This window comes from Streptomyces sp. NPDC041068, assembly GCF_040647455.1.
Taxonomy (GTDB): Bacteria; Actinomycetota; Actinomycetes; order Streptomycetales; family Streptomycetaceae; genus Streptomyces.
Genome location: NZ_JBEZCG010000007.1, coordinates 347,759 through 368,092, shown reverse-complemented (window position 1 = coordinate 368,092; position 20,334 = coordinate 347,759). Strand labels below are relative to the sequence as shown.

General features: G+C 67.3%; 31 protein-coding genes. 28 read left to right on the top strand and 3 right to left on the bottom strand.

The window, feature by feature from the left end; translation table 11 throughout:
• Position 1 precedes the first annotated feature (1 nt).
• The 23 genes from rplP to truA all read left to right on the top strand — a co-directional run bounded on the left by rplP (position 2) and on the right by truA (position 12,923).
• Positions 2 to 421 (top strand): 50S ribosomal protein L16, encoded by a 420-nt coding sequence (rplP, locus tag AB0B50_RS18845; RefSeq protein ID WP_059424836.1) that lies wholly within the window; start codon positions 2 to 4, stop codon positions 419 to 421.
• Positions 421 to 645 (top strand): 50S ribosomal protein L29, encoded by a 225-nt coding sequence (rpmC, locus tag AB0B50_RS18840; RefSeq protein ID WP_006347226.1) that lies wholly within the window; start codon positions 421 to 423, stop codon positions 643 to 645. Before rplP ends, rpmC begins: the two co-directional genes overlap by 1 nt.
• Entirely contained in the window at positions 645 to 929 is a 285-nt protein-coding gene (gene rpsQ, locus AB0B50_RS18835; protein WP_362332589.1) for a 30S ribosomal protein S17, read from the top strand. The genes rpmC and rpsQ overlap by 1 nt, the downstream gene beginning before the upstream one ends.
• A 115-nt stretch (positions 930 to 1,044) precedes the next feature.
• The gene (gene rplN, locus AB0B50_RS18830; RefSeq protein WP_003974257.1) at positions 1,045 to 1,413 is read left to right on the top strand and encodes a 50S ribosomal protein L14; all 369 of its coding nucleotides are present in this window, start codon (positions 1,045 to 1,047) and stop codon (positions 1,411 to 1,413) included.
• 2 nt (positions 1,414 to 1,415) lie between these two features.
• Entirely contained in the window at positions 1,416 to 1,739 is a 324-nt protein-coding gene (gene rplX, locus AB0B50_RS18825; protein ID WP_016645174.1) for a 50S ribosomal protein L24, read from the top strand.
• Positions 1,739 to 2,296: a 50S ribosomal protein L5 gene (rplE, locus tag AB0B50_RS18820; RefSeq protein ID WP_062775145.1), complete on the top strand. Its 558-nt coding sequence runs from the start codon at positions 1,739 to 1,741 to the stop codon at positions 2,294 to 2,296. Before rplX ends, rplE begins: the two co-directional genes overlap by 1 nt.
• A 5-nt stretch (positions 2,297 to 2,301) precedes the next feature.
• Entirely contained in the window at positions 2,302 to 2,487 is a 186-nt protein-coding gene (locus AB0B50_RS18815; protein WP_003956452.1) for a type Z 30S ribosomal protein S14, read from the top strand.
• 223 nt (positions 2,488 to 2,710) lie between these two features.
• Positions 2,711 to 3,109 carry a 30S ribosomal protein S8 gene (gene rpsH, locus AB0B50_RS18810; protein ID WP_018528360.1) on the top strand — a complete coding sequence of 133 codons (399 nt, stop codon included), beginning with the start codon at positions 2,711 to 2,713 and terminating at the stop codon, positions 3,107 to 3,109.
• Between the two features lie 21 nt (positions 3,110 to 3,130).
• Positions 3,131 to 3,670 carry a 50S ribosomal protein L6 gene (gene rplF, locus AB0B50_RS18805; RefSeq protein WP_055698229.1) on the top strand — a complete coding sequence of 180 codons (540 nt, stop codon included), beginning with the start codon at positions 3,131 to 3,133 and terminating at the stop codon, positions 3,668 to 3,670.
• Positions 3,671 to 3,673: 3 nt separating this feature from the next.
• Positions 3,674 to 4,057 carry a 50S ribosomal protein L18 gene (rplR, locus tag AB0B50_RS18800; RefSeq protein WP_055553510.1) on the top strand — a complete coding sequence of 128 codons (384 nt, stop codon included), beginning with the start codon at positions 3,674 to 3,676 and terminating at the stop codon, positions 4,055 to 4,057.
• A 41-nt stretch (positions 4,058 to 4,098) separates the two neighbouring features.
• On the top strand, positions 4,099 to 4,704 hold the full coding sequence (gene rpsE, locus AB0B50_RS18795) for a 30S ribosomal protein S5 (RefSeq protein WP_016645168.1): 606 nt from the start codon (positions 4,099 to 4,101) through the stop codon (positions 4,702 to 4,704).
• Positions 4,704 to 4,886, top strand: a complete 183-nt coding sequence (gene rpmD / locus AB0B50_RS18790) for a 50S ribosomal protein L30 (RefSeq protein WP_005481207.1) — start codon at positions 4,704 to 4,706, stop codon at positions 4,884 to 4,886. The genes rpsE and rpmD overlap by 1 nt, the downstream gene beginning before the upstream one ends.
• A gap of 1 nt (position 4,887) precedes the next feature.
• Positions 4,888 to 5,343: a 50S ribosomal protein L15 gene (gene rplO, locus AB0B50_RS18785; protein WP_055698230.1), complete on the top strand. Its 456-nt coding sequence runs from the start codon at positions 4,888 to 4,890 to the stop codon at positions 5,341 to 5,343.
• A 223-nt stretch (positions 5,344 to 5,566) separates the two neighbouring features.
• Positions 5,567 to 6,880: a preprotein translocase subunit SecY gene (gene secY, locus AB0B50_RS18780; protein ID WP_362332584.1), complete on the top strand. Its 1,314-nt coding sequence runs from the start codon at positions 5,567 to 5,569 to the stop codon at positions 6,878 to 6,880.
• Positions 6,880 to 7,533, top strand: coding sequence for an adenylate kinase (locus AB0B50_RS18775; RefSeq protein WP_362332582.1), 654 nt, complete (start codon positions 6,880 to 6,882; stop codon positions 7,531 to 7,533). Before secY ends, AB0B50_RS18775 begins: the two co-directional genes overlap by 1 nt.
• Positions 7,534 to 7,652: 119 nt before the next feature.
• The gene (gene map / locus AB0B50_RS18770; RefSeq protein WP_362332579.1) at positions 7,653 to 8,489 is read left to right on the top strand and encodes a type I methionyl aminopeptidase; all 837 of its coding nucleotides are present in this window, start codon (positions 7,653 to 7,655) and stop codon (positions 8,487 to 8,489) included.
• A 271-nt stretch (positions 8,490 to 8,760) separates the two neighbouring features.
• The gene (gene infA / locus AB0B50_RS18765) at positions 8,761 to 8,982 is read left to right on the top strand and encodes a translation initiation factor IF-1 (protein WP_003948620.1); all 222 of its coding nucleotides are present in this window, start codon (positions 8,761 to 8,763) and stop codon (positions 8,980 to 8,982) included.
• Positions 8,983 to 9,040: 58 nt separating this feature from the next.
• Complete coding sequence (gene rpmJ, locus AB0B50_RS18760; RefSeq protein ID WP_003948619.1) at positions 9,041 to 9,154, top strand: 50S ribosomal protein L36; 114 nt, start codon at positions 9,041 to 9,043, stop codon at positions 9,152 to 9,154.
• A gap of 199 nt (positions 9,155 to 9,353) precedes the next feature.
• Positions 9,354 to 9,734 (top strand): 30S ribosomal protein S13, encoded by a 381-nt coding sequence (rpsM, locus tag AB0B50_RS18755; RefSeq protein ID WP_055698234.1) that lies wholly within the window; start codon positions 9,354 to 9,356, stop codon positions 9,732 to 9,734.
• A gap of 65 nt (positions 9,735 to 9,799) precedes the next feature.
• A complete protein-coding gene (gene rpsK / locus AB0B50_RS18750) occupies positions 9,800 to 10,204 on the top strand; it encodes a 30S ribosomal protein S11 (protein WP_003948617.1) in 405 nt (134 codons plus the stop codon).
• Positions 10,205 to 10,340: 136 nt separating this feature from the next.
• Positions 10,341 to 11,363 carry a DNA-directed RNA polymerase subunit alpha gene (locus AB0B50_RS18745; protein WP_016645160.1) on the top strand — a complete coding sequence of 341 codons (1,023 nt, stop codon included), beginning with the start codon at positions 10,341 to 10,343 and terminating at the stop codon, positions 11,361 to 11,363.
• Between the two features lie 134 nt (positions 11,364 to 11,497).
• Positions 11,498 to 11,998: a 50S ribosomal protein L17 gene (gene rplQ, locus AB0B50_RS18740; protein ID WP_362332575.1), complete on the top strand. Its 501-nt coding sequence runs from the start codon at positions 11,498 to 11,500 to the stop codon at positions 11,996 to 11,998.
• Positions 11,999 to 12,068: 70 nt separating this feature from the next.
• Positions 12,069 to 12,923, top strand: a complete 855-nt coding sequence (gene truA / locus AB0B50_RS18735) for a tRNA pseudouridine(38-40) synthase TruA (protein ID WP_362332572.1) — start codon at positions 12,069 to 12,071, stop codon at positions 12,921 to 12,923.
• Positions 12,924 to 12,951: 28 nt separating this feature from the next.
• Here truA and AB0B50_RS18730 read toward each other — a convergent pair whose 3' ends face one another.
• Complete coding sequence (locus AB0B50_RS18730) at positions 12,952 to 13,818, bottom strand: hypothetical protein (protein ID WP_362332569.1); 867 nt, start codon at positions 13,816 to 13,818, stop codon at positions 12,952 to 12,954.
• Positions 13,819 to 13,892: 74 nt separating this feature from the next.
• Here AB0B50_RS18730 and AB0B50_RS18725 point away from each other — a divergent pair, with 74 nt between their 5' ends.
• From AB0B50_RS18725 to glmM, 4 genes are all read left to right on the top strand, one after another.
• Complete coding sequence (locus AB0B50_RS18725) at positions 13,893 to 15,101, top strand: glycosyltransferase family 87 protein (protein ID WP_362332566.1); 1,209 nt, start codon at positions 13,893 to 13,895, stop codon at positions 15,099 to 15,101.
• 211 nt (positions 15,102 to 15,312) lie between these two features.
• A complete protein-coding gene (gene rplM / locus AB0B50_RS18720; protein ID WP_055569478.1) occupies positions 15,313 to 15,756 on the top strand; it encodes a 50S ribosomal protein L13 in 444 nt (147 codons plus the stop codon).
• 42 nt (positions 15,757 to 15,798) lie between these two features.
• On the top strand, positions 15,799 to 16,314 hold the full coding sequence (gene rpsI / locus AB0B50_RS18715) for a 30S ribosomal protein S9 (RefSeq protein ID WP_362332563.1): 516 nt from the start codon (positions 15,799 to 15,801) through the stop codon (positions 16,312 to 16,314).
• A 156-nt stretch (positions 16,315 to 16,470) separates the two neighbouring features.
• The gene (glmM, locus tag AB0B50_RS18710; RefSeq protein WP_362332560.1) at positions 16,471 to 17,829 is read left to right on the top strand and encodes a phosphoglucosamine mutase; all 1,359 of its coding nucleotides are present in this window, start codon (positions 16,471 to 16,473) and stop codon (positions 17,827 to 17,829) included.
• A 26-nt stretch (positions 17,830 to 17,855) separates the two neighbouring features.
• Here the strand turns inward: glmM and AB0B50_RS18705 are convergent, their stop codons facing one another.
• Complete coding sequence (locus tag AB0B50_RS18705) at positions 17,856 to 18,803, bottom strand: DUF389 domain-containing protein (protein WP_362332557.1); 948 nt, start codon at positions 18,801 to 18,803, stop codon at positions 17,856 to 17,858.
• A gap of 34 nt (positions 18,804 to 18,837) precedes the next feature.
• Complete coding sequence (gene coaA / locus AB0B50_RS18700; RefSeq protein WP_362332554.1) at positions 18,838 to 19,836, bottom strand: type I pantothenate kinase; 999 nt, start codon at positions 19,834 to 19,836, stop codon at positions 18,838 to 18,840.
• Positions 19,837 to 19,894: 58 nt separating this feature from the next.
• Here coaA and AB0B50_RS18695 point away from each other — a divergent pair, with 58 nt between their 5' ends.
• Positions 19,895 to 20,263, top strand: a complete 369-nt coding sequence (locus AB0B50_RS18695) for a holo-ACP synthase (RefSeq protein WP_362332551.1) — start codon at positions 19,895 to 19,897, stop codon at positions 20,261 to 20,263.
• Positions 20,264 to 20,334: the final 71 nt, after the last annotated feature.

Sequence of the window (20,334 nt, the reverse complement as noted above, 5' to 3'; positions counted from 1 at the left end):
AATGCTGATCCCCCGTAGGGTCAAGCACCGCAAGCAGCACCACCCGAAGCGCAGCGGTATGTCCAAGGGTGGCACGCAGGTTGCGTTCGGCGAGTACGGCATCCAGGCGCTGACCCCGGCGTACGTGACGAACCGTCAGATCGAGGCCGCTCGTATCGCCATGACGCGTCACATCAAGCGTGGCGGCAAGGTCTGGATCAACATCTACCCGGACCGCCCCCTCACCAAGAAGCCTGCCGAGACCCGCATGGGTTCCGGTAAGGGTTCGCCGGAGTGGTGGGTCGCCAACGTCAAGCCCGGACGCGTGATGTTCGAGCTGTCGTACCCCAACGAGAAGATCGCGCGTGAGGCGCTGACTCGTGCAGCGCACAAGCTGCCGATGAAGTGCAAGATCGTTAAGCGCGAGGCAGGTGAAGCGTGATGTCGGCGGGAACCAAGGCGTCCGAGCTGCGCGAACTGGGCAACGAGGAGCTTGTCAACAAGCTCCGCGAGGCCAAGGAAGAGCTGTTCAACCTCCGCTTCCAGGCGGCGACCGGTCAGCTCGAGAACCACGGCCGGCTCAAGGCCGTCCGTAAGGACATCGCGCGGATCTACACCCTGATGCGTGAGCGCGAGCTGGGCATCGAGACGGTGGAGAGCGCCTGATGAGCGAGAGCAACGTGACTGAGACGAAGACCGAGCGCGGCTTCCGCAAGACCCGTGAGGGCCTGGTCGTCAGCGACAAGATGGACAAGACCGTCGTCGTCGCTGTCGAGGACCGCGTCAAGCACGCGCTGTACGGCAAGGTCATCCGCCGTACGAACAAGCTCAAGGCGCACGACGAGCAGAACGCTGCCGGCGTCGGCGACCGCGTCCTCCTGATGGAGACGCGTCCGCTGTCGGCGACCAAGCGCTGGCGCATCGTCGAGATCCTCGAGAAGGCCAAGTAATTCTCTGAGGGGTATCCCTCAGAGTTCGTTCCGCCAGGCTCGGCAGGGGCCCACCTCGTACCGCGTGTAGGAGGAGAGCCCCTGCCGGGAACCGGCAGACAAACAGGAGATAGACGTGATCCAGCAGGAGTCGCGACTTCGCGTCGCCGACAACACGGGTGCGAAGGAAATCCTCACCATCCGTGTTCTCGGTGGCTCGGGTCGCCGCTACGCGGGTATCGGTGACGTCATCGTCGCCACCGTCAAGGACGCGATCCCCGGTGGCAACGTGAAGAAGGGTGACGTCGTCAAGGCGGTCATCGTTCGCACCGTCAAGGAGCGCCGCCGTCCGGACGGCTCGTACATCCGCTTCGACGAGAACGCCGCCGTCATTCTGAAGAACGACGGCGACCCTCGCGGCACCCGTATCTTCGGCCCCGTCGGCCGTGAGCTGCGCGAGAAGAAGTTCATGAAGATCATCTCGCTCGCGCCGGAGGTGCTGTAAGCATGAAGATCAAGAAGGGCGACCTGGTCCAGGTCATCACCGGTAAGGACAAGGGCAAGCAGGGCAAGGTCATTGCCGCTTACCCGCGCGACGAGCGCGTCCTGGTCGAGGGTGTCAACCGGGTCAAGAAGCACACGAAGGCCGGCCCGACCGCCAGCGGCTCGCAGGCCGGCGGCATCGTGACCACCGAGGCCCCCGTCCACGTCTCCAACGTCCAGCTGGTCGTGGAGAAGGACGGCAACAAGGTTGTCACGCGTGTCGGTTACCGCTTCGACGACGAGGGCAACAAGATCCGCGTTGCCAAGCGGACGGGTGAGGACATCTGATGACGACCACCACCACTCCGCGTCTCAAGACGAAGTACCGCGAGGAGATCGCGGGCAAGCTGCGTGAGGAGTTCTCGTACGAGAACGTCATGCAGATCCCCGGTCTGGTCAAGATCGTGGTCAACATGGGTGTCGGCGACGCCGCCCGTGACTCGAAGCTGATCGACGGCGCCATCCGCGACCTGACCACGATCACCGGTCAGAAGCCGGCCGTGACGAAGGCCCGGAAGTCCATCGCGCAGTTCAAGCTGCGCGAGGGTCAGCCGATCGGCTGCCACGTCACGCTCCGTGGCGACCGCATGTGGGAGTTCCTGGACCGCACCCTGTCGCTCGCGCTGCCGCGCATCCGCGACTTCCGTGGTCTGTCCCCCAAGCAGTTCGACGGCCGTGGCAACTACACCTTCGGTCTCACCGAGCAGGTCATGTTCCACGAGATCGACCAGGACAAGATCGACCGCGTCCGGGGTATGGACATCACCGTGGTCACCACGGCGACCAACGACGCTGAGGGCCGTGCGCTCCTTCGTCACCTCGGCTTCCCGTTCAAGGAGGCGTAAGCGAGATGGCGAAGAAGGCTCTGATTGCCAAGGCTGCTCGTAAGCCCAAGTTCGGTGTGCGTGCGTACACCCGCTGCCAGCGCTGCGGCCGCCCGCACTCCGTGTACCGCAAGTTCGGCCTGTGCCGCGTGTGCCTTCGTGAGATGGCTCACCGTGGCGAGCTGCCGGGCGTGACCAAGAGCTCCTGGTAATTCCCTTCTGTCCTGAGGACTTGAGGGATTACCGGAGGCTCTCGGTAAGCAATGGGTCGGCAGGGGCCCGGCCGCACATGGCTTAGGCTTGTGTGGTTGGGCGCCCGCCGCCCCGTACGACTTACTACGCCGTAGGTCCCCGCGCCGCACCCGTCCCGCCTCTGAGTGGGGAGAGGGATGGCGCAGATAGGAAACCCCGGCGAGAGAGGCCGAAGGCCAATTCATGACCATGACTGATCCGATCGCGGACATGCTGACTCGTCTGCGTAACGCGAACTCGGCGTACCACGACACCGTGGCGATGCCGCACAGCAAGATCAAGTCGCACATCGCGGAGATCCTCCAGCAGGAGGGCTTCATCACGGGCTGGAAGGTCGAGGACGCCGAGGTCGGCAAGAACCTCGTTCTCGAGCTGAAGTTCGGCCCGAACCGTGAGCGCTCCATCGCGGGCATCAAGCGGATCTCCAAGCCCGGTCTCCGGGTTTACGCGAAGTCCACCAACCTGCCGAAGGTCCTCGGCGGCCTCGGCGTGGCGATCATCTCCACGTCGCACGGTCTCCTGACCGGCCAGCAGGCAGGCAAGAAGGGCGTAGGTGGGGAAGTCCTCGCCTACGTCTGGTAGTCGGGAACGGAGGAATAGCTAATGTCGCGTATTGGCAAGCTCCCCATCACGGTTCCCGCCGGCGTGGACGTCACCATCGACGGCCGTACGGTCGCGGTGAAGGGCCCCAAGGGTTCCCTCACGCACACCGTCGTCGCGCCGATCGAGATCGCTAAGGGTGAGGACGGCGTCCTGAACGTCACCCGCCCGAACGACGAGCGTCAGAACAAGGCCCTGCACGGCCTGTCCCGCACGCTGGTGGCGAACATGATCACCGGCGTGACCCAGGGTTACGTGAAGAAGCTCGAAATCAGCGGTGTCGGTTACCGCGTCCTCGCGAAGGGCTCCAACCTGGAGTTCTCGCTGGGCTACAGCCACCCGATCCTGGTCGAGGCCCCCGAGGGCATCACCTTCAAGGTGGAGTCCGCGACCCGTTTCTCGGTCGAGGGCATCGACAAGCAGAAGGTCGGCGAGGTTGCGGCCAACATCCGCAAGCTGCGCAAGCCCGACCCGTACAAGGCCAAGGGCGTCAAGTACGAAGGCGAAGTCATCCGCCGCAAGGTCGGAAAGGCGGGTAAGTAAGCCATGGCATACGGTGTCAAGATTGCTAAGGGCGACGCTTACAAGCGTGCTGCCATCAAGCGTCGTCACATCCGCATCCGTAAGCACATCTCGGGTACGGCTGAGCGTCCGCGCCTGGTCGTGACGCGCTCCAACCGCCACATCGTGGCCCAGGTCATCGACGACATCAAGGGTCACACCCTGGCGTCGGCTTCGACCCTGGACACCACGATCCGCGGCGCCGAGGGCGACAAGTCCGCGCAGGCCAAGTCGGTCGGCGCCCTGGTCGCCGAGCGCGCCAAGGCCGCCGGTGTCGAGGCTGTCGTGTTCGACCGTGGTGGTAACCAGTACGCCGGGCGCATCGCCGCCCTGGCGGACGCCGCCCGCGAAGCCGGACTCAAGTTCTGAGTCGGTTCCGTAGCTAGCGGAAACAGAGAGAGGTAATTCCAATGGCTGGACCCCAGCGCCGCGGTGGCGGTGCCGGTGGCGGCGAGCGGCGGGACCGGAAGGGTCGCGACGGTGGCGCTGCTGCCGCCGAGAAGACCGCGTACGTTGAGCGCGTTGTCGCGATCAACCGCGTCGCCAAGGTTGTGAAGGGTGGTCGTCGCTTCAGCTTCACCGCGCTGGTCGTGGTGGGCGACGGTGACGGCACCGTGGGTGTCGGTTACGGCAAGGCCAAGGAGGTGCCGGCCGCCATCGCCAAGGGTGTTGAGGAGGCCAAGAAGCACTTCTTCAAGGTCCCCCGTATCCAGGGCACCATCCCGCACCCCATCCAGGGTGAGAAGGCCGCGGGCGTCGTCCTGCTGAAGCCTGCTTCCCCCGGTACCGGTGTTATCGCCGGTGGCCCGGTGCGTGCGGTGCTCGAGTGCGCCGGCGTTCACGACATCCTGTCGAAGTCCCTGGGCTCCGACAACGCGATCAACATCGTGCACGCGACCGTGGCGGCCCTCAAGGGCCTGCAGCGTCCCGAGGAGATCGCGGCTCGCCGTGGTCTGCCCCTCGAGGACGTCGCCCCCGCGGCTCTCCTTCGTGCGCGTGCGGGAGCGGGTGCGTAATGGCACAGCTCAAGATCACGCAGACGAAGTCGTACATCGGCAGCAAGCAGAACCACCGCGACACCCTGCGCTCCCTTGGTCTCAAGGGCATCAACACGCAGGTCGTCAAGGAGGACCGCCCCGAGTTCCGCGGCATGGTGCACACCGTCCGCCACCTCGTGACGGTTGAGGAGGTCGACTGACATGGCGGAGCAGAACCCGCTGAAGGTCCACAACCTCCGGCCCGCCCCGGGCGCCAAGACCGCCAAGACCCGTGTGGGTCGTGGTGAGGCGTCCAAGGGTAAGACCGCTGGTCGTGGTACCAAGGGCACCAAGGCCCGTTACCAGGTTCCGGAGCGCTTCGAGGGTGGGCAGATGCCCCTCCACATGCGTCTCCCGAAGCTCAAGGGCTTCAAGAACCCGTTCAAGACCGAGTACCAGGTCGTGAACCTCGACAAGCTGAGCGCGCTGTACCCGGAGGGTGGCGAGGTCACCGTCGAGGGTCTCGTCGCCAAGGGTGCCGTTCGCAAGAACAGCCTTGTCAAGGTCCTCGGCCAGGGCGAGGTCTCCGTGGCGCTGCAGGTGACGGTCGACGCCGTCTCCGGCTCCGCCAAGGAGAAGATCACCGCCGCCGGCGGTACCGTCACCGAGCTCGTCTGATCCTTCAGACGTGTCGATGACATGAACGATTCCCAACCGGGGATGCCCCACAAAAGGGGCATCCCCGGTTGGTCGTTCCAAGGGGGGCACGGTCGCCGGTAAGGTGGCGTGCACTGTCTAAGCTCCGTGCGGTCTGCCCGCACGGTTTTCTTGACTGATACGTATTCGTCGAACCTCAGACCACCACCTCTGGCGCACGCGCGCGGGGGTCGCAGGAGGCACCGTGCTCACCGCGTTCGCCCGGGCGTTCAAGACGCCCGACCTGCGCAAGAAGCTGCTCTTCACGCTCGGCATCATCGTGATCTATCGGGTGGGCACGAATGTGCCGATTCCCGGTGTCGACTACAAGAACGTCCAGCTCTGCATCGACAACGCCAATGCGAACCAGGGCCTGTTCGGTCTCGTCAACATGTTCAGCGGTGGCGCACTGCTGCAGATCACGATCTTCGCGCTCGGCATCATGCCGTACATCACGGCGAGCATCATCCTGCAGCTGCTGACCGTGGTGATCCCGCGGCTCGAGGCCCTCAAGAAGGAGGGCCAGGCAGGCACGGCGAAGATCACGCAGTACACGCGCTATCTGACCATCGCGCTCGCGATCCTTCAGGGCACCGGCCTGGTGGCCACCGCCCGCACCGGCACCCTCTTCCAGGGCTGCCCCGTCGCCAGTGAGATCGTCCCCGACCAGTCGATCTTCGTCACCATCACGATGGTCATCACGATGACCGCCGGTACGGCCTGTGTGATGTGGCTCGGTGAGCTCATCACCGACCGCGGCATCGGCAACGGCATGTCCATCCTGATGTTCATCTCGATCGCCGCCACCTTCCCGAGCGCCCTGTGGGCCATCAAGGAGCAGGGTGACCTCGCGGACGGCTGGATCGAGTTCGGAACCGTCATCCTCGTCGGTCTCGTCATGGTCGGCCTGGTGGTCTTCGTCGAGCAGGCGCAGCGGCGCATCCCGGTCCAGTACGCGAAGCGCATGATCGGCCGCCGTTCCTACGGGGGTACGTCGACGTACATCCCCCTGAAGGTCAATCAGGCGGGCATCATCCCTGTGATCTTCGCCTCTTCGCTGCTCTACATTCCGGCGCTGGTCGCCCAGTTCGCGGGTGGCAACTCGGGATGGAAGCAGTGGATCGAGGCGAACCTGACCAAGGGTGACCACCCGATTTACATCGCCACGTACTTCGTTCTGATCGTCTTCTTCGCCTTCTTCTACGTCGCGATCTCCTTCAACCCCGAGGAAGTCGCGGACAACATGAAGAAGTATGGTGGCTTCATCCCGGGCATCCGGGCTGGCCGACCGACCGCTGAGTATCTGAGTTACGTACTCAACCGGATCACCTGGCCGGGTTCGCTGTATCTGGGTCTGATCGCTCTCGTGCCGACGATGGCGTTGGTGGGCTTCGGGGCCAACCAGAACTTCCCGTTCGGCGGGACGAGCATCCTCATCATCGTGGGTGTGGGTCTGGAAACCGTGAAGCAGATCGAGAGCCAGCTCCAGCAGCGCAATTACGAAGGGTTCCTCCGCTGATGCGAATCGTCCTCGTCGGGCCGCCCGGTGCGGGCAAGGGAACGCAGGCCGCGTTCCTTGCCAAGAACCTGTCGATCCCGCACATCTCCACGGGCGACCTCTTCCGTGCCAACATCAGCCAGGGCACGGAGCTGGGCAAGCAGGCGAAGGCGTTCATGGACGCCGGCAACCTCGTCCCCGACGAGGTGACCATCGGCATGGCGAAGGACCGCATGGCGCAGCCGGATGCCGAGGGCGGCTTCCTGCTCGACGGCTTCCCGCGGAACGTGTCGCAGGCCGAGGCGCTGGACGAGGCGCTGAAGGCGGACGGTCAGAAGCTCGACGCCGTCCTGGACCTGGAGGTCCCTGAGGACGAGGTCGTCAAGCGCATCGCGGGCCGTCGCATCTGCCGCAACGACTCCAGCCACGTCTTCCACGTGACGTACAGCAAGCCGAAGGCCGAGGGCGTCTGCGACGTCTGCGGCGGCGAGCTGTACCAGCGCGGGGACGACAAGGAGGAGACCGTGCGCAAGCGGCTCGACGTGTACCACCGCGAGACCGAGCCGATCATCGACCACTACAAGGCTCAGGGCCTGGTCGTCACGATCTCGGCGCTCGGCAAGGTGGACGAGGTCACCAAGCGCGCGATGGACGCCCTCAAGGGCGACAAGTAACCATTACGCTGTTTCGGCCGCGGTGCCCCCGTTGGGGGACCGCGGCCGTACTGTTGTCTACGTACCCGACGCATGCGTGTACGTAGTCGTTTCGACGGATGACGGAGAGCGGAAGTCCCATGGTGCAGATCAAGACCCCCGAGCAGATCGCGAAGATGCGTGAGGCGGGCCTGGTCGTCGCCGCGATCCACGCCGCGACCCGTGAGGCCGCGGTGCCCGGTGCCACCACCAAGGACCTGGACGAGGTCGCCCGCAAGGTGATCGCGGAGCACGGCGCGAAGTCCAACTTCCTCGGGTACGGCGGCTTTCCCGCCACGATCTGCACCTCGGTCAACGAGGTCGTCGTGCACGGCATCCCGGACGACAAGACCGTCCTGAAGGACGGCGACATCATCTCCATCGACGCGGGCGCGATCATCGACGGCTGGCACGGCGACGCGGCGTACACCGCGTTCGTGGGCACCGGTCACGCTCCGGAGCTGGTCGAGCTCTCCCGGGTGACCGAGGAGTCGATGTGGGCCGGTATCGCGGCCATGAAGCAGGGCAACCGGCTCGTCGACATCTCCCGGGCCATCGAGACGTACATCCGTCGGCAGCCGAAGCCGGGTGGCGGGAAGTACGGGATCGTCGAGGACTACGGCGGGCACGGGATCGGCACCGAGATGCACATGGATCCGCATCTGCTGAACTACGTCGAGCGGCGGCGGGGCAAGGGGCCGAAGCTGGTGCCCGGGTTCTGCCTCGCCATCGAGCCGATGGTTTCGCTGGGGACGCCGCGTACGGAGGTCCTGGAGGACGACTGGACCGTCATCACGACGGACGGGACCTGGTCGTCGCACTGGGAGCACTCCGTGGCGTTGACGGAGGAGGGGCCGATTGTGCTGACCTCCCCTGACTGCGGCAAGGCGAAGCTGGCGGAGTACGGGGTTGCTGTCGCTGCGGATCCGCTGGGCTGAGGTAGGGCGGCTGCGTCGGGGCGGGGGATTGTTGATCGGCGCTCGGTAGCTTCGGGCTGTGCCCACCCGTTCCGCGGTGCGGAACGCCTGCCCACAGCGGGAGCGGCGCGGGGCGTGTTGCGCTTGCTTAAGGATCTTCTTCGTGGGGCAAACTTCCTCGATTCGTCTTTCCGGGTGCACTGACGTAGACTGACGCGTCGGCTCTCGTGCATCCGTGTGTCTCCATGCGGAGAACGGAGTCGATCAAGGTAGTCGATTCGAAGGGCGAAGCGTGGCCAAGAAGCAAGGTGCCATCGAGATCGAAGGCACTGTCGTCGAGTCTCTTCCGAACGCCATGTTCAAGGTGGAGCTCCAGAACGGCCACCAGGTCCTGGCACACATCAGCGGCAAGATGCGCATGCACTACATCCGCATCCTCCCTGACGACCGGGTCGTGGTGGAGCTGTCTCCGTACGACCTGACGCGTGGCCGGATCGTCTACCGGTACAAGTAGATCTTGCCCGCATCCCGCTCCCGCGGGGTGGTGGCACTGACCCGGAGAACCTCACCCAATGAAGGTCAAGCCGAGCGTCAAGAAGATCTGCGACAAGTGCAGGGTGATCCGCCGTCACGGCCGGGTCATGATCATCTGCGACAACCCGCGCCACAAGCAGCGCCAGGGCTGACGCACGACTGCAGTTCGCAGATTTTCGCGCGACGCAAGTAAGCACATACGCAGGACCCGTCCCTCTTCAGTTCCGCCGGTGTTCCATCGGTCATGGAGGGCGACACCCCCGGTCGGAGGCCGGGGACCCAGGATGTACCTAGTACGGCACCTGGGAGTGGTTCTGCTGAAGACCTCCGAAGAATCAACAGGAGCCATGAATGGCACGCGTTGAAGGCGTTGACCTCCCGCGCGACAAGCGCATCGAGGTCGCCCTCACCTACGTGTTCGGCATCGGCCGCACGCTGTCCCAGCAGACGCTGGACGCCACCGAGGTGGACCGCAACACCCGTGTTCGCGACCTGACCGAGGAAGACCTCGTCAAGATCCGCGAGTACGTGGACGCGAACATCAAGACCGAGGGTGACCTCCGTCGCGAGATCCAGGCCGACATCCGCCGCAAGGTCGAGATCGGTTGCTACCAGGGTCTTCGCCACCGTCGTGGCCTGCCCGTCCGCGGTCAGCGCACCAGCACGAACGCCCGCACCCGCAAGGGCCCGCGTCGCGCCATCGCCGGTAAGAAGAAGCCGGGCAAGAAGTAGTCCTCGCTCAGCGGTCTATCGACAGCTGACGCTGCAGGACCGACCACCTCCCGTAGGAGTTAAAGATGCCCCCCAAGGGTCGTCAGGGCGCTGCCAAGAAGGTGCGCCGCAAGGAAAAGAAGAACGTCGCCCACGGGCACGCTCACATCAAGAGCACGTTCAACAACACGATCGTGTCCATCACGGACCCGACCGGCAACGTGATCTCCTGGGCCTCCGCCGGCCACGTCGGCTTCAAGGGCTCGCGCAAGTCCACGCCGTTCGCCGCGCAGATGGCCGCCGAGTCGGCTGCCCGTCGCGCCCAGGAGCACGGCATGCGCAAGGTCGACGTCTTCGTCAAGGGCCCGGGTTCCGGTCGTGAGACCGCCATCCGCTCCCTGCAGGCGACCGGCCTCGAGGTCGGCTCGATCCAGGACGTGACGCCCACGCCGCACAACGGCTGCCGTCCGCCCAAGCGTCGCCGCGTCTGACGCTCTGCGTCCGACGTTCGTACGTCGCTTGACTTGAGGATTCGGGCGGTACGGCTCTTCGGAGCCGTATCGCCCGTACCCTTGTAACGAATCAGGGCATCAAATAGTGGGTGCCCCTGACTGAAGGAATCACTTCATGCTGATCGCTCAGCGTCCCTCGTTGACCGAAGAGGTCGTCGACGAATTCCGCTCCCGGTTCGTGATCGAGCCGCTGGAGCCGGGCTTCGGTTACACCCTCGGCAACTCCCTGCGTCGGACCCTTCTCTCCTCGATCCCCGGTGCGGCTGTCACCAGCATCCGGATCGACGGTGTCCTGCACGAGTTCACCACCGTGCCGGGCGTCAAGGAAGACGTCACCGACCTCATCCTCAACATCAAGCAGCTGGTCGTCTCCTCGGAGCACGACGAGCCCGTCGTGATGTACCTGCGCAAGCAGGGTCCGGGTCTGGTCACCGCCGCCGACATCGCCCCGCCGGCCGGTGTCGAGGTGCACAACCCCGACCTCGTCCTCGCCACGCTCAACGGCAAGGGCAAGCTGGAGATGGAGCTGACCGTCGAGCGCGGTCGCGGCTACGTCTCCGCCGTGCAGAACAAGCAGGTGGGCCAGGAGATCGGTCGTATTCCGGTCGACTCCATCTACTCGCCGGTTCTGAAGGTCACGTACAAGGTCGAGGCCACGCGTGTCGAGCAGCGCACCGACTTCGACAAGCTGATCGTCGACGTCGAGACCAAGCAGGCCATGCGTCCGCGTGACGCCATGGCGTCTGCCGGTAAGACGCTGGTCGAGCTGTTCGGTCTCGCCCGCGAGCTGAACATCGACGCCGAGGGCATCGACATGGGCCCGTCCCCGACGGACGCCGCCCTTGCCGCCGATCTGGCGCTGCCGATCGAGGAGCTCGAGCTCACCGTTCGGTCGTACAACTGCCTCAAGCGCGAGGGCATCCACTCCGTGGGTGAGCTCGTGGCCCGCTCCGAGGCTGACCTGCTCGACATCCGCAACTTCGGTGCGAAGTCGATCGACGAGGTCAAGATGAAGCTGAACGGCATGGGTCTTGCGCTGAAGGACTCGCCCCCCGGCTTCGACCCGACCGCCGCCGCGGACGCCTTCGGCGCCGACGACGACGCGGACGCCGGGTTCGTCGAGACCGAGCAGTACTAGGCGCTCCGCGCTTAGGACGGATTTTGGCTGCGCGTCCGTTGTGGCTGGTCGCGCAGTTCCCCGCGCCCCTATCGGGGCGCGGCCACTGACCTCGGTACCTGATACGGCCGGGGCAGACATCAAGGAGAAACACCATGCCGAAGCCCACCAAGGGTGCCCGTCTGGGCGGCAGCGCCGCGCACGAGAAGCTCCTGCTGGCGAACCTCGCCAAGCAGCTCTTCGAGCACGGTCGCATCACCACCACCGAGGCGAAGGCCCGTCGCCTGCGTCCGTACGCGGAGCGTCTGGTCACCAAGGCGAAGAAGGGTGACCTTCACAACCGCCGCCAGGTGCTGTCCGTCATCACCGACAAGAGCATCGTTCACACGCTCTTCGCGGAGATCGGCCCGCGCTACGAGAACCGCCCGGGTGGCTACACCCGTATCACCAAGATCGGTAACCGTCGTGGCGACAACGCGCCCATGGCGATCATCGAGCTGGTGGAGGCCCTGACCGTGGCCCAGGAGGCCACCGGTGAGGCCGAGGCGGCCACCAAGCGTGCCGTCAAGGAAGACGCCCTGAAGAAGGACGAGGCCGTCGAGGCCAAGTCCGACGAGGCTGTCGAGGCCCCGGCCGGGGAGTCCAAGGACGCCTGAGGCTGAGCCTTCGTGAGCGGGTCCGCCCCTTGGGGCGGACCCGCTTTCGCGTTCCTGAGAGGATCTGTGTGTGAGTGAGGAAGTGGAGCCCGGGTTCGTCCGGGTACGGCTCGACCTGAGCTACGACGGCAAGGACTTCTCCGGCTGGGCCAAGCAGCGCGAGGGGCAGCGGACCGTCCAGGGCGAGATCGAGGACGCGCTGCGGACTGTGACGCGGTCGCAGGAGACGTACGAGCTGACCGTCGCGGGGCGGACCGACAGCGGCGTGCACGCGCGGGGGCAGGTCGCCCACGTCGATCTGCCGGAGAGCGTGTGGGCCGAGCACCGGGAGAAGCTGCTGCGGCGGCTCGCCGGGCGCCTGCCGCACGATGTGAGGGTGTGGAAGGTCGCTGAGGCGCCTGCCGGGTTCAATGCTCGGTTCTCGGCCGTGTGGCGGCGGTACGCCTATCGCGTGACCGATCATCCTGGTGGTGTCGATCCGCTGCTGCGCGGTCATGTGCTGTGGCACGACTGGGAGTTGGACCTCGACGCCATGAACGCCGCCGCCGAGAGGCTCATCGGCGAGCACGACTTCGCGGCCTACTGCAAGAAGCGCGAGGGTGCCACGACCATTCGTACGCTGCAGGAGCTGCGGTGGGAGCGGCGGGACGACGGGATCCTCGAGGCGACCGTGCGGGCCGACGCGTTCTGCCACAACATGGTGCGCTCGCTCGTCGGGGCCATGCTGTTCGTGGGCGACGGGCATCGGCCGGTGGAGTGGCCGGGCAAGGTGCTCGAGGCGAGGGTGCGGGACTCCGCCGTGCATGTCGTGCGGCCGCACGGGCTCACGCTGGAGGAAGTCGGCTATCCCGCCGACGAGTTGCTCGCCGCGCGCAGCAAAGAGGCGCGCAACAAGCGGACGTTGCCCGGGGCCGGGTGCTGCTGAGCCCCGGCCGGGCTCCCGAACTACCGGACTACCGCGGGGCGCCCGCCGCGGCCGACGCCTGGGCCTCGCCCCGCTGGTTGATCCGCTGGAAGGCGAAGCGGGCCAGGGTGTCGCCGGCGGCGTAGGCCTTGCTGTCCTTCGTCGTCACGTCCTTGCCGCTGGTGTAGCCCGTGGTGGTGAAGTACGCGTACCGGCCGTAGGCGTTGTACGTGCCGCGGCACACGCCCGTGCGGCAGAAGCCCGGGATGCCCTTGCCGGACAGCGAGTTGACCAGGCCCTTCTCCGCCTGTTGCTTGACCTTCGCGGCGTCGGCCGCGGTGTCGAAGACGGCGACGCCGATCGTGACCGCGATGCCGTCCTTGATGTAGCTGGCGCGGATCAGGCGCGTGCAGTCGTTCTTGGCGAGGACCGTGCCGAGGGCGTTCTGGGTGACGGACTCGCACTTCTTGGTGCTGTCCGTCGGGCCCTTCTTGTAGACGTTCTCGCCCGAGGTGAACGTCTTGCCGGGGAAGAGGCCCTCCGGGGTGAGCGGCGCCTTGTCCTTCTTGGCGCTGGAGATGAAGTCCTTGGGGTCCGGCGGGGGCGGCGGCGTGGTGGCCTCGAAGGACGGGCCGGGGTCGTCGCTCGCGCCGGGGATGTCCGCCGTCGCGGGAAGCTCGCTGGCCGGCTTGTTCGACGCGGAGGCGTCGTCGCTGTTCGCGGAGACCACCGTGATGGCCACGGCCGCCGCGATGCCGATCGTGGCGAGCGCGCCGCCGCCGATCAGCAGCCACTTGCGGCGCCGGTTGCGTGCCTCGGAGGCCTCGGCGAGCGCCGCCCAGTCGGGCGTGGGCCCGCCGCCGGGTCCGCCCGTTCCGCCCGGACCCCACTGAGGTCCCCCTTGCCCAAAGCTCATGGGGCGCATCTTAGACGGGGAGTTGGGGATGTTGAGCCGGGGTCGTGTGGGGTGGCCGACCTAGCCTGAGGCGCATGAACAAGGGCAAAACGGCCGTAAGTGGTTGGTTGTTGCGGCCCGCGGAGCGGCATGTGTGGTGCGTGCTCGCCGTGGTGCTGGCCGCCGGGGCCGTGCGGGTCGGGCTGCGCCACCCCGACGGCGGGATGGACGACGCCATCGTCGTCCGCGCCGCCGAGGCATGGCTGGAGGGGCGCTCGCCCTATGCCGACCGGCACTTCCTCTATCTGCCCGGTGCCGTGCTCGCGGCGGTGCCGCAGGCCCTGCTCCCGGCGTCCGTGGTGCGTTTCCTCGTGCCCGCGGGGGTCACGGCGGGGCTCGCCTTCGGGTGGGCGTGCGCGCTGCGGATCCACGCGGTGCCGTGGCGCAGCCGGTTCGCCGCGTACGGACTGCTCGGGCTCGCGCTCGGCTTCGCGCCCTTCGGGCACCTCGTCCAGCTGGGCAACTGGACGGTGGCCTCCGCCGCCGCGCTCCCGCTCGCGCTGCTCCTCGCGTGCCGGGAGCGGTGGGTGGCGGCGGGGCTCGTGATCGGGGCCGCCGTCGCGGTGAAGCCGCTGCTCGCGCCCGTCGTGCTCCTCTTCGCCCTCGCGCGGCGGTGGCGGGCGCTCGGGGTCGCGGTGGGGGTGCCCGTGGCGGTGTCGGCGGCCGCCGCGCTCGTGCTGCCGGACCCCGCCGGGTTCTTCACGCGGACGCTGCCGTTCCTGCTGAGCGGCGAGGACTCCTTCGTACGCCTCTATGAAGCGTCGCCCTCGGTGGTGCTGGGGCGGCTGGGGGTGCCGCAGGCGGGGGCGACGCTGCTCGCCGGGTGCGCGGCCGCGGCGGGGCTGTGGTGTGCCCGGCGGCGGTGGGGGAGAGGGGACGCGGGGCCCGCGCGGGTGGTGGAGTGCGCCACGATGCTGATGCTTTCGGCCTTTCTCGTCTCCCGGCCTTCGTACGACCACTACCTGCTCTGTGTCGTGCCGCTGCTGCTCGCGGGGGCGCTCGCGCCGGGGGCCGCGGTGCGAGGGCCCTGGTTCTGGGTGGCGCTGGTGCCGCAGGTGCCGGGGTTCTCCTGGCCGTGGCTGGAGCCGGGGACCAGGCGGGCCTTCAGGGACTGCTTCACGCTGTGTGTCCTCGCGGTCACCGTCGCACGGCGCTGTGTGCGGCGGGGGCCGGTTACCCTGGACTCCGCAGGGCCGCCCGAGGCGGTGGAGCAGGCGGTGCCGGTCTCCAGAGCTGCGTTTTGACCCATACGGGGCAGCGCGGGTAGTCTCGTGGACTGATACGTATTGGCTTCCTCGTTCTCACGCGAAAGGGCCCTTACGTAGGTTCCCTGGAGCAGTTACCAGTGGCTCGCATACGGGTTAGCGTCCCCGGCATTGTGGGCCCCAGCTGCATGATCGCTTCCTGGGTGCCGTGTGTCTGGACCCCATCCACTGAAGAAGCGAAGGCTACGAAGTGCGTACGTACAGCCCCAAGCCCGGCGATGTGACCCGCCAGTGGCACGTCATCGACGCTCAGGACATCGTCCTGGGACGTCTGGCGACCACCGCCGCCTCTCTCCTGCGCGGCAAGCACAAGGCGATCTACGCCCCCCACGTTGACACCGGTGACTTCGTCATCATCATCAACGCGGAGAAGGTGCACCTCTCCGGCAACAAGAAGACCCAGAAGATGGCGTACCGCCACTCCGGTTACCCGGGTGGTCTGCGTTCCGTCCGTTACGACGAGCTGCTCGAGAAGAGCCCCGAGAAGGCCATCGAGAAGGCCGTCAAGGGCATGCTCCCCAAGAACACCCTGGGCCGTCAGATGCTCTCGAAGCTGAAGGTCTACGCGGGCGACCAGCACCCGCACGGCGCTCAGCAGCCGGTCCCGTTCGAGATCACCCAGGTCGCGCAGTAGTTCCGGCCACCCCCTAAGACGAAAAAGAATCTGAGGAGAATCGTGGCCGAGACCACCGTTGAGCAGCCTCTCGAAGAGATCGCTGACGTCGAGCAGTACACCACCGAGTCCGAGGCCCCCGTCGAGGGCGAGTACACCTCGGAGTCGAACGCCGCGCGCTTCGGCGACCCGCAGCCGGCCGCCGGCCTGGGCCGTCGCAAGAACGCCATCGCCCGCGTCCGGATCGTCCCGGGCACCGGCAAGTGGAAGGTCAACGGGCGCACGCTCGAGGACTACTTCCCGAACAAGGTCCACCAGCAGGAAGTCAACGAGCCCTTCAAGGTGCTCGAGCTCGACGGCCGCTACGACGTCATCGCCCGCATCGCGGGTGGCGGCGTCTCCGGTCAGGCCGGTGCGCTCCGTCTCGGTGTCGCCCGTGCGCTGAACGAGGCCGACGTCGAGAACAACCGCGGCGCCCTCAAGAAGGCCGGTTACCTCAAGCGTGACGACCGTGCGGTCGAGCGCAAGAAGGCCGGTCTCAAGAAGGCCCGTAAGGCCCCGCAGTACAGCAAGCGCTAATCGCTGCCTGCTTGTACCACTCGTTCGCCCCGGCGGCACGCACTGTGCTGCCGGGGCGTTCGTTTATCAGGAACCCCTGGGGTCCTGGGACTCTCTTAGGTCTGGGACTCTCTTGCCAGGGGTTCATGGTTTTTCTTGAACGTTCGGAGGACAGCAGTGGGACGACTCTTCGGCACGGACGGCGTGCGCGGTGTCGCCAACGCGGATCTGACGGCCGAGCTCGCGCTCGGACTCTCCGTGGCGGCGGCGCACGTACTGGCCGAGGCGGGCACCTTCGAGGGTCATCGCCCGACGGCGGTGGTGGGACGTGACCCGCGCGCGTCCGGGGAGTTCCTGGAGGCCGCCGTGGTGGCGGGCCTCGCGAGCGCGGGCGTGGACGTCCTGCGCGTCGGTGTGCTGCCCACCCCCGCGGTGGCTCATCTCACCGGTGCGCTGGGCGCCGACCTCGGCGTGATGCTCTCCGCAAGCCACAACGCCATGCCCGACAACGGCATCAAGTTCTTCGCCCGCGGCGGCCACAAGCTCGCCGACGAGCTGGAGGACCGCATCGAGTCCGTGTACGAGGAGCACCGCACCGGCGCTCCCTGGCAGCGGCCCACCGGGGCCGGTGTCGGCCGCGTGACCTCGTACGACCAGGGGCTCGACCAGTACATCGCGCATCTGCTCGGTGTCCTGCCCAACCGTCTCGACGGGCTGAAGATCGTCCTCGACGAGGCGCACGGCGCCGCCGCCCGTGTCTCGCCCGAGGCCTTCGCGCGCGCCGGTGCCGAGGTCATCACGATCGGCGCCCAGCCCGACGGCCTCAACATCAACGACGGCTGCGGGTCCACGCACCTCGACCTGCTCAAGGCCGCCGTCGTCGAGCACAAGGCGGACTTCGGCGTCGCGCACGACGGGGACGCCGACCGGTGCCTCGCGGTGGACGGAAGCGGCGAAGAGGTCGACGGCGACCAGATCCTCGCCGTGCTCGCCCTCGCCATGCGGGAGCACGGCACGCTGCGTCACGACACCGTTGTCGCCACCGTCATGTCCAACCTCGGCTTCAAGCTCGCCATGGAGGCCCAGGGGCTGTCCTTGGTGCAGACCGCCGTCGGTGACCGGTACGTCCTGGAGTCGATGAAGGAGCACGGCTACGCCCTCGGCGGCGAGCAGTCCGGGCACGTCATCGTCCTGGACCACGCGACCACCGGTGACGGCACGCTGACCGGGCTGCTGCTCGCGGCGCGGGTCGCCGAGACGGGGCGCTCCCTCGCGGACCTCGCGAGCGTCATGGAGCGGCTTCCGCAGGTCCTGATCAATGTGCCCGACGTCGACAAGTCGCGCGTGAAGACCTCGCCCGAGCTGTCCGCCGCCGTCGCCGACGCCGAGCGGGAGCTGGGCTCCACGGGGCGGGTGCTCCTTCGGCCCTCCGGGACCGAGCCGCTGGTGCGGGTCATGGTCGAGGCCGCGGACATCGAGCAGGCGCGGTCCGTGGCCGGGCGGCTCGCCGATGCGGTGAAGTCGGCCCTGGGCTAGAGGCGTCGGGGCCCGAAGGGATACGGCTAGAGGTGTTGTGACTTCGCGGTGCGCTCGCGCTGCCAGGCCCACAGGAGTTTCTGGGCCAGCAGCGTGAGCGTCCCCGCGAGGACGATGCCCAGCAGGTTCAGCAGGAGCTGCTCCGTGGAGCCCCACGCCTGCTTGTACTCGTTGTAGCTGAAGGCGACCGCGGCGTTCGCCGCCGCGGGGACCGTCGTCACGGAGATCGCCACTCCGACCAGGGCGCCCGACTTCGCCGAGGTGAGCGAGAGCGTGCCCGCCGCGCCCGCGAGGACCGCCACCACGAACGAGAACCAGTCGGGGTTGTAGATGAAGCTGGTGTTCGGGCGGTCGGCTCTCAGCTGTGCGTCGCTGAACAGGTTCGTCGCGTCCATGAAGTAGCTGAACCCGACCGTCACCACCATCGCCGCCGCGAAGCCCACGATCAGCGCGGTGAGCGAGCGCAGGGCGAGGCGGGGAGCGCGCCGCACCAGGGCCGTGCAGAAGCCCGCCAGCGGGCCGAACTCCGGGCCCACCGCCATCGCGCCCACGATCAGGATCGCGTTGTCGAGGACGACGCCGCAGGCCGCGATCATCGTGGCGATCGTGAGGAACGCGACGTACGTGATCGAGAGCGTCGACTCCTCGTGGGTCGCGTCGGTCAGCTGCTCCCACAGGACCGCGTCCGCGCCCTCGCCCGGCGCCTCCTCCTCCGCCTTGTCGGCGCGGAGCGAGAGCGACAGGTCGATGTTCTCCAGGGCGATGGAGCCGTGCTTGTCGATCTCCAGCGCGCGCAGGCCGCCGAGCAGTTCGTCGCCCGCCTCGCGCGCGACGTCGCACATGACGACGTCGCCCGCCGGGTTGCGGGCGGCGCCGGGGACCACCGCGAGGTGGGTGGTGCCGACCGTCTCCTCGATCAGGCGCACCACCTCGTCGGTCTTGTCCGCCGGTGTGATCAGGCGTAGGTGCAGCATGTCCGCAGGGTAACCGGCCGTGTGCCGGGCCGGATCACAGCTTGCGCAGCCTCAGGCGCTGCACCTTGTGGTCGGGGCCCTTGCGGATGACCAGGGCCGCCCGGCCCCGGGTGGGTGCCACGTTCTCGAGGAGGTTGACCTTGTTGATCGTCCGCCAGGTGGTGCGGGCGTAGTCGAGCGCCTCCTCCTCGGAGACCTGGGTGTACTTGCGGAAGTACGAGGACGGGTTCTGGAAGGCCGTCTGGCGCAGCTTCTTGAAGCGGTTCAGGTACCAGCGCTCGATGTCCTCGGTGCGGGCGTCCACGTACACGCTGAAGTCGAAGTAATCCGCGAGGCCCACGCGGGTGCGGCCGTCGTTGCCGGGGAGTGCGGGCTGCAGGACGTTCAGGCCCTCGACGATGAGGATGTCCGGGCGGCGGACCGTGAGGCGCTGGTTCGGGACGATGTCGTAGATGAGGTGGGAGTAGACGGGGGCGGTCACCTCGTCCTTGCCCGCCTTGATGTCCGCCACGAAGCGGGTGAGGGCGCGGCGGTCGTACGACTCGGGGAAGCCCTTGCGGGACATCAGGCCGCGGGCCTCCAGTTCCTTGGTGGGGAGCAGGAAGCCGTCCGTGGTGACCAGTTCCACGCGGGGGTGCTCGGGCCAGCGGGAGAGCAGCGCTTGGAGGAGGCGGGCGACCGTTGATTTGCCGACCGCCACGGAGCCTGCGACTCCTATGACGAAGGGCGTGCCCGACTGGGAGCCCTTTTCGCCGAGGAAGGTGTTGAGGGCGCCGCGGAGGCCGTCCGTCGCGCCCACGTAGAGGTTGAGGAGGCGGGAGAGCGGGAGGTAGATGTCGCGGACCTCGTCCAGGTCGATGACGTCGCCGAGGCCGCGGAGCTTCTCCACCTCCTCCGCCGTCAGGGGCAGCGGCGTCTTCTCACGGAGAGCGCTCCACTCGGTGCGGGTGAGGTCGACGTAGGGAGTCGCCTCCGGCCTGTGCCGGTGGGCGCTCCGCGGAGCCTTGGTGGGCTCGGAGACCGAAGAGATCACAGTCCATTGTTACGGCTGTTTGAACGGGAGCGAGGGTGGGGTGTGTCACGCTGCGGAGATGATTATTGGGGTTGGCATCGATGTCGCGGAGATCGAGCGGTTCGGGGCCGCGTTGGAGCGGACGCCGGGGATGGCGGAGCGGTTGTTCGTGGAGAGCGAGTTGTCGCTGCCGAGCGGGGAGCGGCGGGGGGTTGCGTCACTGGCGGCGCGGTTCGCGGCGAAGGAGGCCTTGGCCAAGGCGCTGGGGGCGCCGGCGGGGCTTCGGTGGACCGACGCGGAGGTGTATGTCGAGGCGAGTGGGCAGCCGCGGCTGAGGGTGGCGGGGACCGTGGCCGAGCGGGCCTCGGAGTTGGGGGTTCGGTCGTGGCACGTGTCGCTCAGTCATGATGCCGGGGTGGCTTCCGCGGTGGTGATTGCCGAGGGGTGAGGGGCCCTCCGGGGGCCGTCTGTGTTTGCGCGCTGGGGGTTCGTCTGCGGGCCGTGTGCGGCTGGGGTCTG